This window comes from Bosea sp. (in: a-proteobacteria), from assembly GCF_023953965.1.
Classification (GTDB): Bacteria; Pseudomonadota; Alphaproteobacteria; order Rhizobiales; family Beijerinckiaceae; genus Allobosea.
In genome coordinates this window covers 497,509-512,894 of the sequence record NZ_JAMLIX010000002.1, presented here as the reverse complement: position 1 = coordinate 512,894, position 15,386 = coordinate 497,509, and the positions used below count along the sequence as shown (strand labels likewise).

Genomic DNA, 15,386 nt, shown 5'->3' with positions numbered 1-15,386 from the left:
GGAAGCGGCGCACCCTGCCCTGCTATCGCAGCCGGCCTTGCGCGACAAGGCGGCCATGGAACCTCCCGGCCGCTGCCCGGTTGCCCGAGCATGACCCGGACGATCCACCGCAGCGGCAGGGCGCTCATCGCCAGCCTCGCCTGCCTCGTCATGATGCCCTTGGCCGCGCTGGCGCAGGCGCCCATCCCGGCGCGGGATTTCGTGCGCGAGACGGCGAACGTCCAGATGTTCGGCATCGAATCGGCGACGCTGGCGCTGCACAAGAGCGGCTCGCCCGCGATCAAGGAATTCGCGCATCAGCTCGCCAGCGAGCAGGGCGCGGTGACGAGCGGCTTGCGCCGCATCGTCGCAAGGCGCTCCGACGTCGCCCTGCCCGACCGCCCCGACGCGCGCCATCTCGACCTGCTGCGCGATCTTTCCGGCAAGCAGGGCGCCGCCTTCGACGAGGCCTATGTCGCGGCCCAGCGCAGCGCGCATCACGAGGCCGCGCTTTTGATGGAGCGCTATGCCGGCGAGGGCGAGGATGCCGAGCTCAGGGATTTCGCCACGCAATCCCTGCCGGTGTTCCGCGAGCTCGACCGCAAGGCGCAGGCGCTGCCGGCGACGCCTTGAACACCGCTGCCTTCCGTCAGGGCGCGATCTCGAAGACCACCGTGACCTGCGTCCGGTAGCTGTTCTCGCCGCCCTCCAGCGGCACAGCCTCTGCCGCCATGCGCCGGATCGGGCTGAACTGCACCGGCTGGGGCGTCGTCGAATGGTCCTCGATCGACAGGACACGGCCGAGCTTGACTCCGGCCGCCTCGGCCAGCGTCCCGGCGCGGGCGAGCGCGTCGGCGACGGCGCGCTTGCGCGCCTCGGTGAGGGTCGGTCCGAGATCGTCCTTGACGAAGGCGATGCCGCCGCCCGCATTGACGCCGAGCCCGACCGCCTTGTCGAGGATGGTGCCGGCGTCCGCGAGGTTGCGGACCCGGACGGTCAGCGTGTTGCCGACGCTGTAGCCCGTGATCCTCGGGTGGACGTTGCGGTCCTTGCCGGGCTCGGAATAGTGCGGCTGGATGCTCAGGCGGGAGGTCTGGAGATCGCGCGCGGCGATGCCCGCCTCCTTCAGCGCGGCGAGGACCTGCCGCATCGCCTCGCTGTTGGCGGTGAGCGCCGCACGCGCCGTCTCGGCCTCGCGCAGCACGGTGAGGTTGAGGATCGCCATGTCCGGCGCGACGGCGACCTCGCCCTCCCCGGCCACGCTGATGCGCGGCGGCGGGCGACCGGCTGCCGGCTCCTGCGCCGCCGCCGGCATGGCGAAGAGCGTGGTGGCGGCGAAAAAGGCAGCTCCGGCAAAAGCAGGGGAATGGAAATACGGCATCATGACTCCAGTCGGTGCTACGGCCATCGATGGCCCCCGCCATGCCAAGCGCGAGATGATGTCGAGATTATCACGAACCCCGCCCGCCCCGCCCAAGGGCCGCCAATCATGACCGAAATTTAACTTTTGCCGGAAGCACGCCGCCACTAGATTAAAATCAATCTAAACTGGGGGTGCCCGAACCGTGACCGATCTGCCGCTTCATCCCGCCGCTCGCGCCTCCTATGACGCGGTCTCCCGCAGGCTGCACTGGTTCATGGCGGCGCTGATCGCGCTGGCCTTCGTGCTCGGGCTGACCATCGATGCCTTTCCGAAGGACTGGAAGCCCGTGGCGCTCGAGACCCACAAGATCGCCGGCATCGCGGCCCTGCTGCTGCTCATCGTCCGCTTCGGCTGGCGACTGACCCACCGCATGCCGGCACAGGCGGAAAGCCCGGCCGTGCTGGCGCTGGCTGCCCGGGCCGGCCATGCGGCGCTTTATGTCCTCATGCTGATCGTGCCGGTCATCGGGCTGATCTATGCGATCCGGCGCGGACAGGGCTTCGATTTCGGCCTGTTCAGCCTGCCCCCGCTCCAGGCGCCCGAGCCGCGCGCCGTCATCCGCCCGCTCCGGGAACGGCACGAATGGGCGGCCTATGCGCTGATCGCGCTGGCCGGCCTGCACACGCTGGCGGCGCTCTGGCACCATTTCGTCCGCAAGGACGACACGTTGCAGCGCATGCTGCCCGAAGCGACGCAGCGTCCGCTCAAAGGCTGACCCGCCGCCGCGCGAGCGCGGACGATGGCCGGCGGGAAACGACGGGGCGGCTTCACATCATCAACCATTCCTCAACGGAACGCCACTAACGTCACGTTCGACTGAATGCCTTGGACGATGCGAAGCGCCACGCCCCCTTCCCCAGACGGCCACGCCGAGCTGCTGAACAGCGAGCACGAAGGATTCGCCTCCTTCGCGCAGAACGCTTTCTCGTCGGCCATCATCAACTTCGCGGCGGTGGTCGCCATCGCGGCCATGCTGTGGCGGCCCGACCAGGAAGCGTTGCTGATCGGCTGGATGCTCGTCACGCTGATCTATTCGCTGTCGATGTGCCTCGACATCGCCGCGTGGCGCAGCCGCCTGCACGAACGCTCGCCCTGGCCGGTGCGGATCGTGCATCTGCGCGCGCCGGCGCTCGGGCTGATCTGGGGCGCCCTGCCCTGGGTCGCCGGTCCGACCGCGGATACCAGCGAGAACATCACGATCGGCTTCGCGATCGCCGCCATCATCGCCGGGGGCATGACGCGCTTCGTCGTGGTGGCGCGCGCCGCGCAGGTCTACGGCTTCACGCTGGCCGCGACCGCCGTCCTGTCCTTCAGCCAGCAATCCTCCGGAACCGCGACGACGGTGGGGGTGCTGCTCACCCTCTACCTGATCTTCATGACCCGCCACATCACGACCTATGGCGCGACGCTGGCCGGAGCCGTGCGCAGCCGCAACGCCGCGATCGAAAGCAGCCGCGAGCGCGCCCATCTGCAGGAGATCGCGCTCGCCGAGCGCGACGAGGCGAGCCGCCGGCACCAGGAGCTGATGGAGATCGTCGCGGCCTTCCGCCAGTCCATGTCAGGCTTCCAGGAGGTCGTCCGGCGCGAGACCCGGGGCATCGCGGCAAGCGCGGCCTCGCTCTCCGACACCGCGGAAACGACCGCGAGCCAGGCCGGGGCGGCGCGCAACGCGACGGCGAGCGCAACCGGCGAGATCGACGCCATCGCCGCCGGCACCGGCCATCTCAACGACGCGATCACCCGCATCGGCGAGCGGACCTATCGCGCCGGCGAGGTGATTAGCGACACCGTCTCGGTCAGCGCGACGGCCATGGCCGACATCGCCCAGCTCTCCACGGTGATGCAGGGCATCACCGGCATCGTCGAGATGATCCAGTCGATCGCCGGACGCACGAACCTGCTCGCGCTCAACGCCACGATCGAGGCGGCCCGCGCGGGCGAAGCCGGGCGCGGCTTCTCCGTCGTCGCCGCCGAGGTCAAGGGCCTCGCCGCCCAGACCACCGAGGCCAGCAACGAGATCATCACCCGCATCGGCGCGATCGGCGCCTCGGCCGCCAATGTGACCCGCTCGATCGAGGCGATCCGCCAGGCCGTCCTCGACGTCCACGACGTCACCCACGCCATCGTCTCCGCGGTCGAGGAGCAGCGGGCCTCGACCGCCGCCATGTCGAGCAACATCGATTCGGCCGCCGATCACAGCCGCCAGGCGACGCAGCGCGTCGAGCAGGCCTACAACGCCGTAGGCGAGACCAAGAGCGAGATCGAGAAGGCCCGCCAGGCCGCCGAGATCATGGCCGAGGTCGCGGGCTCGCTGACCACCTCGGTCGACGAGTTCCTGCACCGTATGGAATCGGTCAACGCGTGCCCGGCCGAAGCTCCCTCGCAAGCCCGCTCGGCCTGAGCCTCAGAGAGCCTCGACCACGTCCTCATAGGTCCTCAAGCCCGTGCGCGGGGCATAGACCAGCACCGCCATGTTGCCCGGCGCGTGCTCGTTCCTCCACATCTTGTGATGGGCGATCGGGATCTTGTCCCAGGGGAAGACCTCGGACATGCAGGGGTCGATGCGCCGGTCGAGCACGAACTGGTTGGCGGCGCTGGCCTGCTTGAGATGGGCGAAATGCGAGCCCTGGATGCGCTTCTGCCGCATCCAGACATAGCGGGCGTCGAAGGTGATGTTGAAGCCCGAGGTGCCGGCGCAGAACACCACCATGCCGCCGCGCCGGGCGACGAGGCAGGAGACCGGGAAGGTCGATTCGCCCGGATGCTCGAAGACGATGTCGACGTCCTTCTTGCCGGTGATGTCCCAGATCGCCTTGCCGAACTTGCGCGCCTGCCTGGTCCATTCGGCATATTCGGGCGAATTGACCTTGGGCATCTGGCCCCAGCAGTTGAAATCCTTGCGGTTGACCACGCCCTTGGCGCCCAGCCCCAGCACGTAGTCGCGCCGGGTCTCGTCGGAGATCACGCCGATGGCGTTGGCGCCGGACGCCGCGCAAAGCTGCACACCGAAGACGCCGAGCCCGCCGGACGCGCCCCAGACGAGGACGTTGTCGCCCGGCTTGATCGTGTGCGGGGCATGGCCGAACAGCATGCGGTAGGCGGTGGCCAGCGTCAGCGTGTAACAGGCCGATTCCTCCCAGGAGAGGTGCCGCGGCTTGAGCATGAGCTGGCGCGACTGCACCCGGCAGAACTGGGCGAAGGAGCCGTCCGGCGTCTCGTAGCCCCAGATGCGCTGGCTGGGGGAGAACATCGGGTCGCCGCCATTGCATTCCTCGTCGTCGCCGTCGTCCTGGTTGCAGTGGACGATGACCTCGTCGCCGACCTTCCAGCGCCTCACCTTGGAGCCGACGGCCCAGACCACGCCGGCACAGTCCGAACCCGCGACATGGAAGGGCGCCTTGTGGACGTCGAAGGGCGAGATCGGCTGGCCGAGCCCCGCCCAGATGCCGTTGTAGTTGACGCCGCCGGCCATCACCAGGAGCAGCACCTCCTCCTCGCCGATGGTCCAGGTCGGCACCACCTCGATCTGGAAGCTCTCCTGCGGCGGCCCATGGCGCTCGCGCCGGATCGCCCAGGCGTACATCTTCTCCGGCACATGGCCGAGCGGCGGCAGTTCATCGAGCCCGTAGAGGTCCTTGAGCGGCTTTCCGGCGGCGGCCTGCGACTTCGACATCCTCGTCTCCCCCTGCTCCGGTCCGTCGTGGCCCGCGCGGCTTCCACCGCCGGAATTTGCTGCACTGCATCATCAATCCAGGAAATTACGCCGCAGCGCAACAAATTCCGCCGAACCCTTGCGTTTTCCGCGTCGTTTGCGACGATGCCGAACGCCTGCGCGAGGCTGGGGAGACAGGATGCGCGGACTGCTGATGATGGTCGGCCTGCCCGACATGCCTCTGCTGTCGATGATGCTCGTCGTCACGATGATCCTGATGGGTGCCCTCACCTTCGGCTGGCTCGCCGATCTGCTGCTTTCCGATGCCAGCTTCGGCGTGATGTTCAATGCCGGCATCCTGCTGGTGGGCGCCTTCGCCGGCGCCTGGTTCTGGCACCGCTACGGCATTCCGACCCGCTTCCAGGCCGAGGCGGTGCGGGCCCTCGTCGCGACGGGATCGGGGCTGTTCCTGCTGATCGGCCTGGCGGTGGCGCGGCCCTGACCGCGCGACCGACCCCTGTCATTCCGGGGCGCGCCCCGGAATGACAGGGGTTGCGGAGACGACCCGGCGTCCTGCCTAGGCCGGAACGCCGCGGCTGGCGGCGAGCATGTAGTTCACGTCCATGTCGCGCGCCGCGCCCCAGCGGCCGGTCAGCGGATTAAAGACCACGCCGGTCCGCGCTCCGATCGTGAAGCCGCTGGTCTCGATCGCGGCGGAAAGCTCGGCCGGCGTCACGAACTTCTCCCAGTCATGCGTGCCCTTCGGCAGCCAGCGCAGCACGTATTCGGCGCCGACGATCGCGAGCGCGTAGGATTTCAGCGTGCGGTTGATTGTCGCCATGACGATGAGCCCGTCGGGTTTCACCGCCGCGCAGCAGGAGGCGACGAAGGCGTCGACATCGGCGACGTGCTCGACGACCTCCATCGCCAGCACGATGTCGAAGCGCCGGCCCGATTCCACCACCGCCTCGATCGTCTCCTCGCGATAGTCGATGGCAAGCCCGCTCTTTTCGGCATGGGCGCGCGCGACGGCGATGTTGGCCGGGGCCGGGTCGAGGCCGGTGACCGTGGCGCCGAGCCTGGCGAGCGGCTCGCAGAGGACACCGCCGCCGCAGCCGATATCGACGAGACTCAACTGCGCGAGCGTTCGCATCTGCCCGGGATCGCGGCCGAAATGCGCGCAGACCTCGTCGCGGACGAAGGCGAGCCGCACCGGATTGAACTTGTGCAGGACCGCCATCGGACCCTTCGGATCCCACCAGTCGCGCGCCAGCGCATCGAAGCGGGCGACCTCGGCCGGGTCGATCGTCGTGCCTGAGCGTTCCGCCGCTGCCGCCATGAACCCGTCCCTCGCCGCGCGACGCCGCATTGACACCGCGCCCGCCGCCCGTCATCTACACCCGCCCCGCCCCGAGCGCGAGGGCGACGTTTCGACCCGGCCCTGGCGCCGGGGATAGCTATCGAGAGCCGAAAAGACCGTCATGGCCCGTCTGGTGATGAAATTCGGCGGCACCTCAGTCGCCAATGTCGAGCGCATCAAGAACGCGGCGCGCCACGTCAAACGCGAGTTCGACGCCGGCAACGAGGTCGCGGTCGTGGTCTCCGCGATGTCGGGCAAGACCAACGAGCTCGTCGCCTGGTGCAAGGAGGTCGCGCCCTCCTTCGACCAGGCGGAATACGACACCGTCGTCGCCTCGGGCGAGCAGGTCACCTCCGGGCTGATGGCGATGGTGCTCCAGGCGATGGGCCTGCCGGCGCGCTCCTGGCAGGGCTGGCAGATCCCGCTCTACGGCTCCGACGCGCATGGCGCGGCCCGGATCGAGGGCATCGACGGTGCCGGCATCCTCGCCGGCTTCGACCGCAGCCGCGAGATCGCGGTCTGCTCCGGCTTCCAGGGCATCAACCCGCGCACGCACCGCATCGTCACGCTCGGGCGCGGCGGCTCGGACACCAGCGCGGTGGCGCTCGCGGCGGGTCTCAAGGCCGATCGCTGCGACATCTACACCGATGTCGACGGCGTCTACACCACCGATCCGCGCGTGGTGCCCAAGGCCAGGCGCATGGACAAGGTCTCCTTCGAGGAGATGCTCGAAATGGCCTCGCTCGGCTCGAAGGTCCTGCAGGTGCGCTCGGTCGAGATCGCGATGGTGCATCGCATGCCGACCTATGTGCGCTCCTCCTTCGACGACCCCGAACACCCCAATCCCGGCACCCTCATCTGCGACGAGGACGACATCGTGGAACAGCAGATCGTCACCGGCATCGCCTTCTCGCGGGACGAAGCCCAGATCACGCTCCGGCGCGTGGCCGACAAGCCCGGCGTCGCCGCGGCGATCTTCGGCCCGCTCGCCGACGCCAACATCAATGTCGACATGATCATCCAGGTCGTCTCCGACGACCGGGCGACGACCGACATCACCTTCACCGTGCCGACCGCCGATTACGAGCGCGCGAGGACCGTGCTCGAGAGCAAGCGCGACGCGATCTCCTATGAGGACATCCAGGGCGCGACCGATGTGGTGAAGGTCTCGGCGATCGGCGTCGGCATGCGCTCGCATGCGGGCGTCGCGGCGCGCGCCTTCCGGGCGCTGGCCGAGAAAGGCATCAACATCCGCGCGATCACCACCTCCGAGATCAAGTTCTCGGTCCTGATCGACGCCGCCTATACCGAGCTTGCGGTGCGCACGCTGCACTCGCTCTACGGGCTCGACGCCGCCTGAGGCGGCGCCCTCCCGTCACTCCGCCGGATGCGTCACCGGCGCCTGCCTGCCGCCGCGCAGCCAGCCGCCGAGCCTGACCAGCCCCTCCGACAGCCTGTCCATGTAGAGGAACAGGACGGGGGTGATGAACAGCGTCAGCACCTGGCTGATCATCAGGCCGCCGACGACCGCGATGCCGAGCGGCTGGCGCAGCTCCGCGCTCGCGCCGGCGCCGAGCGCGATCGGCAGCGTGCCCATCAGCGCGGCGAGCGTCGTCATCAGGATCGGCCGGAAGCGCATGATGCAGGCCTTGTGGATGGCCTCCTGCGCCGTGAGGCCCTCGCGCCTGAGCACCAGCGCCACGTCGATCATCATGATCGCGTTCTTCTTGACGATGCCGATCAGCATCAGGAGCCCGATGATGGCGATGACCGAAAGCTCGAGGTCGAACAGCCTCAGCGCCCCCAGCGCGCCCATCGCGGCCGAAGGCAGGCCTGTCAGGATCGTCAGCGGGTGGATGAAGCTCTCGTAGAGGATGCCGAGCACGATATAGATCGTCAGAATCGCGCCGGCGATCAGCAGGCCCTGGTTCGCCAGCGAATCCTGGAAGACCTTGGCGGTGCCGGCGAGCGTGGTCGAGATCGACTTCGGCAGGCCGAGCCCGTCCTTGATCGCCGCGATATGCGCGACGCTGTCGCCGAGCGCGACCCCAGCCGGCAGGTTGTAGGAGATCGTCACCGCCGGGAGCTGGCCGAGCTGGTTGACCGTGAGCTGGCCGGCGGTGCGCTCGATCCGGGCGATGGCGCCGAGCGGCACCAGCGTGCCGGACTTGGTGCGCACGCGGATGGCGTTCAGCCGCTCCGGCGTCCAATGCTCGTTCGGGTTGAACTCGACGACGACATTGTAGCTGTCGCCGGCGGTGTAGATCGTCGAGACCTGCCGGACGCCGAAGCCGGAATAGAGCGTCGAGCGCAGGATGTCGGAGCCGATGCCGAGCGCATTGGCCTTGTCGCGGTCGACCACGACGGTCGCCTGCAGGGCGTTGTCCTGGAGATCGGTGGTGACGTCGACGAAGGTCGAGCGGTCGCGGCTCATCGCGTCCGCGAGGCGCAGGGCCCAACCGTTCATCAGCTGCTGGTCGAGCCCCTGCACGACGAGCTGGTACTGGCTCTTGGAGGAGCGCGCGCCGATGCGCAGGTTCTGCACCGGCGTCATATAGGTGCCGATGCCCGCCACCTGCGCGAGGTCGCGCCGGAGCGAGGCGAGCACCGCCTGGATATTGGGCCGCTCGTCGAGCGGCTTGAGCTCGACGAAGAGCCGGCCCGAATTGAGCGCGTTACCCCCGCCATTGCCGCCGACCGACGAGGCGACATGCGCCACGTAAGGCGACTTGCGGAAGACATCCGCGACCTCGTTCTGGAGCTTCTGCATCGCCTCGAAGGAGATGTCCTGCCGCGCCTCGGTCGAGACCTGGAGCTGGCCGATATCCTCCTGCGGGAAGAAGCCCTTCGGCGCGCTCTGGAGCAGCCAGACGCTGCCGGCCATGGTCAGGAAGAAGGCGACGAGCATCAGCGGCTGGACGCGCAGGCACAGCTTCAAGCCCGCATCGTAGCCGGCGAGGAGCTTGTCAAAGCCCTTCTCCAGAAAGCGGCCGAGCGCGTTCTCCCGGTGATGCTCGGAATAGCCCGAGAGCAGGCGCGAGCACAGCATCGGCGTCAGCGTCAGCGAGACGAAGGCGGAGGCGAGGATCGAGACCGTCACCACCACGGCGAACTCGTTGAAGATGCGGCCGATGACGCCGCCCATCAGCAGCACGGGGATGAAGACCGCGACCAGCGAGAGCGAGATCGAGACGATGGTGAAGCCGATCTCGCCCGAGCCCTTCAGCGCGGCGTCGAAGGCGGAAAGCCCGTCCTCCTCCATGTGCCGGACGATGTTCTCCAGCATGACGATGGCGTCGTCGACGACGAGGCCGACCGAGAGCGTGAGGCCGAGCAGCGAGATGTTGTCGATCGAGAAATTGAGCAGATACATCACGGCCAGCGTCGCGATGATCGAGATCGGCACCGCGACCGCGGGAATGAAGGTCGCCGCCACCCGGCGCAGGAAGACGAAGATCACCATGACGACCAGCGCGATGGTGAGGAACAGCGTGAACTCGACGTCCTCCACCGCGTGGCGGATCGAGGTCGAGCGGTCGTTGAGCAGCGAGAGCGAGGCTGCCGCCGGCAACTGCTCCTCGAAGGCGGGGATCATCGCCTTGACGCGGTCGACGACCTCGACGGTGTTGGCGTCGGGCTGGCGCTGCACGGCGAGCACGATCGCCGGCGTGCCGTCGTACTGGCTGCGCGTCTGGGTGTTCTCGACCGAATCGATCACCTTGGCGACGTCGCCGAGCCTAACCGGCTTGCCCGAGCGCGTGGTGACGATGACGTCGGCGAACTGGGCGGCGTTGGCGAGCTGCGTCTTCGCCAGGATGGTGAGCTGCTGGGCGTCGTTCTGCAGCGTGCCGACCGGCGTATTGGCGTTGGCGGCGGTGATCGCGGCTTGCAATTCGTCGAGGCCGATGCCGCGCGCGGCGAGCGCGGTCGGGTCGATCTGGATGCGCACCGCATATTTCTGGCTGCCCCAGATCAGGACCTGGGCGACGCCGTCGACGGTGGAGAGCGCCGGCGAGATCACCTGCTGGGCGAAGGCATCGAGCTGCGAGAGCGGCACGATGTCGCTCTTCAGCGCCATCAGGATGATCGGCGCATCGGCCGGGTTGACCTTGCGATAGCTCGGCTGCGTCGTCATCTCGGCCGGCAATTGCCGCTGGGTGCGGGCGATCGCGGCCTGCACGTCGGCGGCGGCTGCGTCGATGTCGCGGTTCAGCACGAACTGGATCGCGATCGAGGTCGAGCCTTGCGAGTTGGTGGTCGAGATCGAATCGATGCCGGCGATGGTGGCGAACTGCTTGATCAGCGGCGTCGCGACCGAGGTCGCCATGGTGTCGGGCGAGGCGCCGGGCAGTTGCGCCGAGACGTTGACGACCGGGAACTCCGCCCGCGGCAGGGCCGCGACCGGCAGGAAGCGCCAGGCGAACAGCCCCGCCAGCACCAGCGAGACCGACATCAGGATGGTCGCGACCGGGTGGCGGATGCAGAAGGCGGAGACGTTCATGAGCGCGCCCCTTCCGCGACCGGCGTGGCCTGCGCCGGCTTGTCGCCGGCAGCGGCGCGCTCGCGCACCCTGGTGCCCTGCTTCAGGCGCATCTGGCCGTCGGTGACGACGCGCTCGCCGGGCGCCACGCCCTCGCTCAGCGCGGTACGCTCGCCCTCGCTGAGCGCGACCTTGACCGGCCTGAGATCGACGGTCGCATCCGGCTTCACGACGAAGACGTAAGGCCCCTTCTGCCCGGTCTGCACCGCGACCGTCGGGATCACCGTGACGTCGGAAAGCGTCTGCGGCACGATCTCGACATCGACATATTGGCCGGGCCACAGGCTCAGATCGTCATTGGCGAAGGCGGCCTTGGCGGTGATCGTACCGGAGGCGACGTCGACGGCCGAATCGACGAAATTGAGCTTGCCCTCCGCCGGGGGGCGGTCGGCGTTCGGGACGCTGGCGGTCACCGGCACGGGCCTCGCCGCAGCGAGCGCGCCCTGCAGGGTCATGAGCTCGCTCTCGGGCATGGCGAAGGAGACGCGCAGCGGCTTCATCTGGGTGATGGTCAAAAGGCCGGTGCCGCTGCTGTTGGCGCTGGCGTTGACGAGGTTGCCCGGCGTGACCTGCACCGTGCCGATGCGCCCGTCGATCGGCGCGGTGATGCGCGTATAGCTCAGCTTCAGCCGGTCGGCGTCGAGCGTCGCATGGTCGGCCCGGATGCCGGCGGCCGAGCTCTTCTCATCGGCCGTCGCCTGGTCGACCTGCGCCTGCGTGCCGGCATTGCGGGCGAAAAGCTGCCTGTACCGGTCGAGATCGGCGAGGTTGCGGGTATGCGTCGCCTCGTCGCGCGCCAGCATCGCCTCGTCCTTGGCGATCTGGGCCTTGATGTCGCGGTCGTCGAGGGTGAAGAGCAGGTCGCCGGCCTTTACGAACTGCCCGTCGGTGACGTGCTGGGCCGTGATCTGGCTGTCGATGCGCGAACGCACCAAGACGCTCGCCGGCGTCTCGACGAAGCCGATGGCGCGCTTGCGCACCGGGACATCCGCCCGGATCGCCGCCGCCGTGACCACGGCGACAGGCGCCCCCTCGCCGCGCCCGCCGCGGGCGGCGTGCTCGGCTTGCGGCGCGCGGGCGCGCCAATACCAGATCCCGCCCGCCGCGAGGCCGGCGATGACGACGCCGATGACCAGTCCCGAACGCTTCATCGTCTGTGCACTCGCTCAGGCGGCATGGCCGGCGGAGGCCGGGGCCTTGGTTTCGGATCGGGTCCTGATCTGCTCGCGGATCGCGGAAAGCGCATCGAGCGCCGCCAGGATCGCCGGCTCGTCGACCTCGCCCAGCACCTCCCGGGCGATCTCGCCGCGCACCGCGTCGAGGCTGTCGACCAGCGACCGGCCTTCGGGCGTGAGGAAGAGGCGATAGGCACGCCGGTCGGCGGGGTCGGTGCGGCGCTCAATCAGGTTCTGGCTCTGGAGGCGGTCGAGCAGGCGGGTCAGCGAGATCGGCTGGAGGTCCATCTGCTCGGCGAGCGCGGCCTGGTGCAGCCCCTCCTGCCGCCGCAGCCGCGACATCAGCCCCCATTGCGCCCGCGTCGTGCCGTGCCGGCGGGCGCGCTGGTCGACATAGGTCCTGAGCAGCCGCGCGGTTTCGACGAGCTGGAACATGAGCTCGCGCCGCAGGGGTCGTTCCATCGCCAGCCTCCATATCGTAAGCCTGCTTATCATATGGAGGATTACGGCGTTTCTGCGAAGCCGCTGGATTTTTCGCCCGTGCCGCGCCATGGGACGCAAGGCAGGGCCGGATGCGCGCCATGACGGTTCTGCCGGAGCCGAAACGCCTCTAGAGTGCGCGCCGAATCCTGTCCCTTGCGAGACCCGTCCCCATCATGAGCCAGCTCTTCAGCCCCTATCAGCTCGGCAGCCTTTCGCTCGCCAACCGCATCGTCATCGCCCCGATGTGCCAGTATTCGGCGGAAAACGGCTGCGCCAACGACTGGCACAGCATCCATCTCGGGCATCTGGCGCTATCGGGCGCGGGCCTGATGATCGTCGAGGCGACGGCCGTCGAGCCGGACGGGCGCATCAGCCCCTTCGACCTCGGCCTCTGGAACGACGAGACCGAGGCAGCGCTGGCCCAAGCGCTTCGCCCGGCGCGCCGCTGGTCGCAGATGCCGATCGCGATCCAGCTCGCCCATGCCGGCCGCAAGGCATCGACCGCGAAGCCCTGGGAGGGCGGCGGCCAGCTCGATCCCGACAAGGGCGGCTGGACGGTGCATGCGCCCTCCGCGGTTGGTTTCGAGAACTATCCGCGGCTGCCGCGGGCGCTCACCCGCGACGATATCGGCCGGCTCTGCGAGGCTTTCGCGGGCTCGGCCCGGCGTGCCGTGCGGCTGGGCTTCGACGCGATCGAGCTGCACGGCGCCCATGGCTATCTGATGCACCAGTTCCTCTCGCCGCTCTCGAACAAGCGCGAGGACGACTATGGCGGCTCGCTGGAAAACCGCATGCGCTTCCCGCTCGAGGTGCTCGATGCGATCAGGGCCGTGGTGCCGGCGGGTTATCCGGTCGGCTTCCGTATTTCCGGCACCGACTGGGTCGAGGGCGGCTGGGACATCGAGCAGAGCATCGTCTTCGTCAAGGCGGGCCAGGCGCGCGGGGCCGCTTTCGTCGACGTCTCCGGCGGCGGGATCTCGACCGCGCAGAAGATCCCGCTCGGCCCGAGCTACCAGGTGCCGCTGGCGCGGGCGGTGAAGCAGGCGACCGGCCTGCCGACCATGGCCGTCGGCCTGATCACCGAGCCCGAGCAGGCCGAGGCGATCATCGGCACCGGCGAGGCCGATTTCGTCGCGCTGGCGCGCGGCATCCTCTACGACCCGCGCTGGCCCTGGCATGCGGCGGCCGCGCTCGGCGCCACCGTCAAGGCGCCGAGCCAGTATCTGCGCTCGCCGCCGCGACAGCATTCCAAGCTGTTCGCCTGAGCTTGCCGCGATGACCGCCTATTCCGAGCTCTCGGCCCATTTCGGCCGCATCGCGGCCATGTCCAACGCCATCGGCATCCTGCAATGGGACAACGACGTGATGATGCCGAAGGGCGCGGCCGGAACGCGCTCCGAGAGCATGGCCCTGCTCGCCGTCCTGCGCCACGGGCTTTCGAGCGATGCCCGCATCGGCGACTGGCTCGCGAAGGCCGATGGCGACGAAAGCCTCGGCGCCTGGGAAAAAGCCAACCTGCGCGAGATCCGGCGCGTCTGGACGGTCGACACCGCGCTTCCTTCCGATCTGGTCGAGGCGTCGAGCAAGGCGATCTCGGCCTGCGAGATGCGCTGGCGGCAGGCGCGGGAAGAAGCGGATTTCGCCGGGCTCCTGCCCTATCTCGCCGAGGTCCTGAACCTGCAGCGCGAGATCGGCCGGGCCAAGGGCGAGAAGCTCGGGCTCATCCCCTATGACGCCCTGCTCAACGACTACGAGCCGGGCGGCCGTTCCGCGAAGATCGACGTGCTGTTCGACGATCTCGCCGCCTTCCTGCCCGGATTCACCGAGGAGGCGCTTGCCGTGCAGGCGCGCCGCCCGGCGCAAGCCGCGCTGGAAGGCCCCTTCCCGACGCAGGCGCAGCGGGCGCTGGGGCTCAGGCTGATGGCGGCGCTGGGCTATGATTTCGAGCGCGGCCGGCTCGATATCTCGACCCATCCCTTCTGCGGCGGCGCCGACAACGACGTGCGAATCACCACCCGCTATGACGAGGCCGATTTCACCAAGGCGCTGATGGGCGTCCTGCACGAGACCGGGCATGCGCTCTACGAGCAGGGCCGGCCGCAAGCCTACATCAACCAGCCGGTCGGCGCGGCGCGGGGCATGAGCCTGCACGAGAGCCAGTCGCTGCTGATGGAGATGCAGGCCTGCCGCTCGCGCCAGTTCCTCGCCTATGCCGCGCCGCTGATGCGCGAGAGCTTCGGCGGTGCGGGGCCGGCATGGGAAAGCGAGGCGCTGTGGCAGCGCTATACCCGCGTCGCGCCCGGCTTCATCCGCGTCGATGCCGACGAGGTCACCTATCCCGCCCATGTCATCCTGCGCTACCGGCTGGAGAAGGCGCTGATCGCCGGCGAGATGGCGCTCGCCGACCTGCCCGCCGCCTGGAACGACGGCATGAAAACCCTGCTCGGCGTCATCGTGCCCAACGACCGTCTCGGCTGCCTGCAGGACATCCATTGGCCCTCCGGCGGCTGGGGCTATTTCCCGACCTATACGCTGGGCGCGATGACGGCGGCCCAGATCTTCGATGCCGCCTGCCGGGCGGAACCGGCGATCCTGCCCGGCATCGGCAAGGGCGATTTCAGCCCGCTCACCGGCTGGCTGCGCGCCAATATCCACGGCAAGGGCTCGCTGCTGACGACCGACGATCTCCTCACCGAAGCCACCGGCAGGCCGCTCGATGCCGCCGTGTTCAAGGCGCATCTGCGCCGGCGCTATGTCGAGGAGGTTTGATTTTA

The 15,386-nt window shown here is 68.8% G+C and carries 13 protein-coding genes; 7 read left to right on the top strand and 6 right to left on the bottom strand.

Annotated features, from left to right (window positions below; translation table 11 throughout):
- Positions 1 to 90 precede the first annotated feature (90 nt).
- Entirely contained in the window at positions 91 to 612 is a 522-nt protein-coding gene (locus M9917_RS17555) for a DUF4142 domain-containing protein (protein ID WP_297255833.1), read from the top strand.
- A 16-nt stretch (positions 613 to 628) separates the two neighbouring features.
- On the opposite strand, the gene M9917_RS17550 is transcribed toward M9917_RS17555, so the two are convergent.
- Positions 629 to 1,360, bottom strand: coding sequence for an SIMPL domain-containing protein (locus tag M9917_RS17550; protein WP_297255831.1), 732 nt, complete (start codon positions 1,358 to 1,360; stop codon positions 629 to 631).
- 184 nt (positions 1,361 to 1,544) lie between these two features.
- Here M9917_RS17550 and M9917_RS17545 point away from each other — a divergent pair, with 184 nt between their 5' ends.
- Both M9917_RS17545 and M9917_RS17540 read left to right on the top strand, forming a co-directional pair.
- On the top strand, positions 1,545 to 2,117 hold the full coding sequence (locus M9917_RS17545) for a cytochrome b (RefSeq protein WP_297255829.1): 573 nt from the start codon (positions 1,545 to 1,547) through the stop codon (positions 2,115 to 2,117).
- 117 nt (positions 2,118 to 2,234) lie between these two features.
- Positions 2,235 to 3,803, top strand: coding sequence for a methyl-accepting chemotaxis protein (locus M9917_RS17540; protein WP_297255827.1), 1,569 nt, complete (start codon positions 2,235 to 2,237; stop codon positions 3,801 to 3,803).
- Between the two features lie 3 nt (positions 3,804 to 3,806).
- On the opposite strand, the gene ccrA is transcribed toward M9917_RS17540, so the two are convergent.
- On the bottom strand, positions 3,807 to 5,075 hold the full coding sequence (gene ccrA, locus M9917_RS17535) for a crotonyl-CoA carboxylase/reductase (RefSeq protein ID WP_297255825.1): 1,269 nt from the start codon (positions 5,073 to 5,075) through the stop codon (positions 3,807 to 3,809).
- A 178-nt stretch (positions 5,076 to 5,253) separates the two neighbouring features.
- On the opposite strand from ccrA, the gene M9917_RS17530 reads away from it, so the two are divergent.
- Entirely contained in the window at positions 5,254 to 5,556 is a 303-nt protein-coding gene (locus M9917_RS17530; RefSeq protein WP_297255823.1) for a hypothetical protein, read from the top strand.
- A 75-nt stretch (positions 5,557 to 5,631) separates the two neighbouring features.
- Here M9917_RS17530 and ubiG read toward each other — a convergent pair whose 3' ends face one another.
- Positions 5,632 to 6,393, bottom strand: a complete 762-nt coding sequence (gene ubiG / locus M9917_RS17525) for a bifunctional 2-polyprenyl-6-hydroxyphenol methylase/3-demethylubiquinol 3-O-methyltransferase UbiG (RefSeq protein WP_297255821.1) — start codon at positions 6,391 to 6,393, stop codon at positions 5,632 to 5,634.
- 142 nt (positions 6,394 to 6,535) lie between these two features.
- On the opposite strand from ubiG, the gene M9917_RS17520 reads away from it, so the two are divergent.
- Positions 6,536 to 7,774, top strand: coding sequence for an aspartate kinase (locus M9917_RS17520; protein ID WP_297255819.1), 1,239 nt, complete (start codon positions 6,536 to 6,538; stop codon positions 7,772 to 7,774).
- 15 nt (positions 7,775 to 7,789) lie between these two features.
- On the opposite strand, the gene M9917_RS17515 is transcribed toward M9917_RS17520, so the two are convergent.
- Genes M9917_RS17515 through M9917_RS17505 form a run of 3 tightly spaced genes read right to left on the bottom strand, consistent with a single transcriptional unit; the run spans position 7,790 to position 12,591 of the window.
- Positions 7,790 to 10,915 carry an efflux RND transporter permease subunit gene (locus tag M9917_RS17515; protein WP_297255817.1) on the bottom strand — a complete coding sequence of 1,042 codons (3,126 nt, stop codon included), beginning with the start codon at positions 10,913 to 10,915 and terminating at the stop codon, positions 7,790 to 7,792.
- Positions 10,912 to 12,105: an efflux RND transporter periplasmic adaptor subunit gene (locus M9917_RS17510; RefSeq protein ID WP_297255815.1), complete on the bottom strand. Its 1,194-nt coding sequence runs from the start codon at positions 12,103 to 12,105 to the stop codon at positions 10,912 to 10,914. The genes M9917_RS17515 and M9917_RS17510 overlap by 4 nt, the downstream gene beginning before the upstream one ends.
- 15 nt (positions 12,106 to 12,120) lie before the next feature.
- A complete protein-coding gene (locus M9917_RS17505; protein ID WP_297255813.1) occupies positions 12,121 to 12,591 on the bottom strand; it encodes a MarR family winged helix-turn-helix transcriptional regulator in 471 nt (156 codons plus the stop codon).
- Positions 12,592 to 12,785: 194 nt separating this feature from the next.
- Between M9917_RS17505 and M9917_RS17500 the strand changes: the two genes are divergently transcribed.
- Together M9917_RS17500 and M9917_RS17495 are read left to right on the top strand one after the other, a co-directional pair.
- Entirely contained in the window at positions 12,786 to 13,877 is a 1,092-nt protein-coding gene (locus M9917_RS17500) for an NADH:flavin oxidoreductase/NADH oxidase (protein WP_297255811.1), read from the top strand.
- 10 nt (positions 13,878 to 13,887) lie between these two features.
- Entirely contained in the window at positions 13,888 to 15,381 is a 1,494-nt protein-coding gene (locus M9917_RS17495; protein WP_297255809.1) for a carboxypeptidase M32, read from the top strand.
- Positions 15,382 to 15,386 lie beyond the last annotated feature (5 nt).

Coding starts and splice junctions, on each gene's coding strand:
- M9917_RS17555 (WP_297255833.1), top strand. CDS start 91: ATGACCCGGACGATCCACCGCAGCGGCAGGGCGCTCATCGCCAGCCTC.
- M9917_RS17550 (WP_297255831.1), bottom strand. CDS start 1,360: ATGCCGTATTTCCATTCCCCTGCTTTTGCCGGAGCTGCCTTTTTCGCC.
- M9917_RS17540 (WP_297255827.1), top strand. CDS start 2,235: ATGCGAAGCGCCACGCCCCCTTCCCCAGACGGCCACGCCGAGCTGCTG.
- ccrA (WP_297255825.1), bottom strand. CDS start 5,075: ATGTCGAAGTCGCAGGCCGCCGCCGGAAAGCCGCTCAAGGACCTCTAC.
- M9917_RS17530 (WP_297255823.1), top strand. CDS start 5,254: ATGCGCGGACTGCTGATGATGGTCGGCCTGCCCGACATGCCTCTGCTG.
- ubiG (WP_297255821.1), bottom strand. CDS start 6,393: ATGGCGGCAGCGGCGGAACGCTCAGGCACGACGATCGACCCGGCCGAG.
- M9917_RS17520 (WP_297255819.1), top strand. CDS start 6,536: ATGGCCCGTCTGGTGATGAAATTCGGCGGCACCTCAGTCGCCAATGTC.
- M9917_RS17515 (WP_297255817.1), bottom strand. CDS start 10,915: ATGAACGTCTCCGCCTTCTGCATCCGCCACCCGGTCGCGACCATCCTG.
- M9917_RS17510 (WP_297255815.1), bottom strand. CDS start 12,105: ATGAAGCGTTCGGGACTGGTCATCGGCGTCGTCATCGCCGGCCTCGCG.
- M9917_RS17505 (WP_297255813.1), bottom strand. CDS start 12,591: ATGGAACGACCCCTGCGGCGCGAGCTCATGTTCCAGCTCGTCGAAACC.
- M9917_RS17500 (WP_297255811.1), top strand. CDS start 12,786: ATGAGCCAGCTCTTCAGCCCCTATCAGCTCGGCAGCCTTTCGCTCGCC.
- M9917_RS17495 (WP_297255809.1), top strand. CDS start 13,888: ATGACCGCCTATTCCGAGCTCTCGGCCCATTTCGGCCGCATCGCGGCC.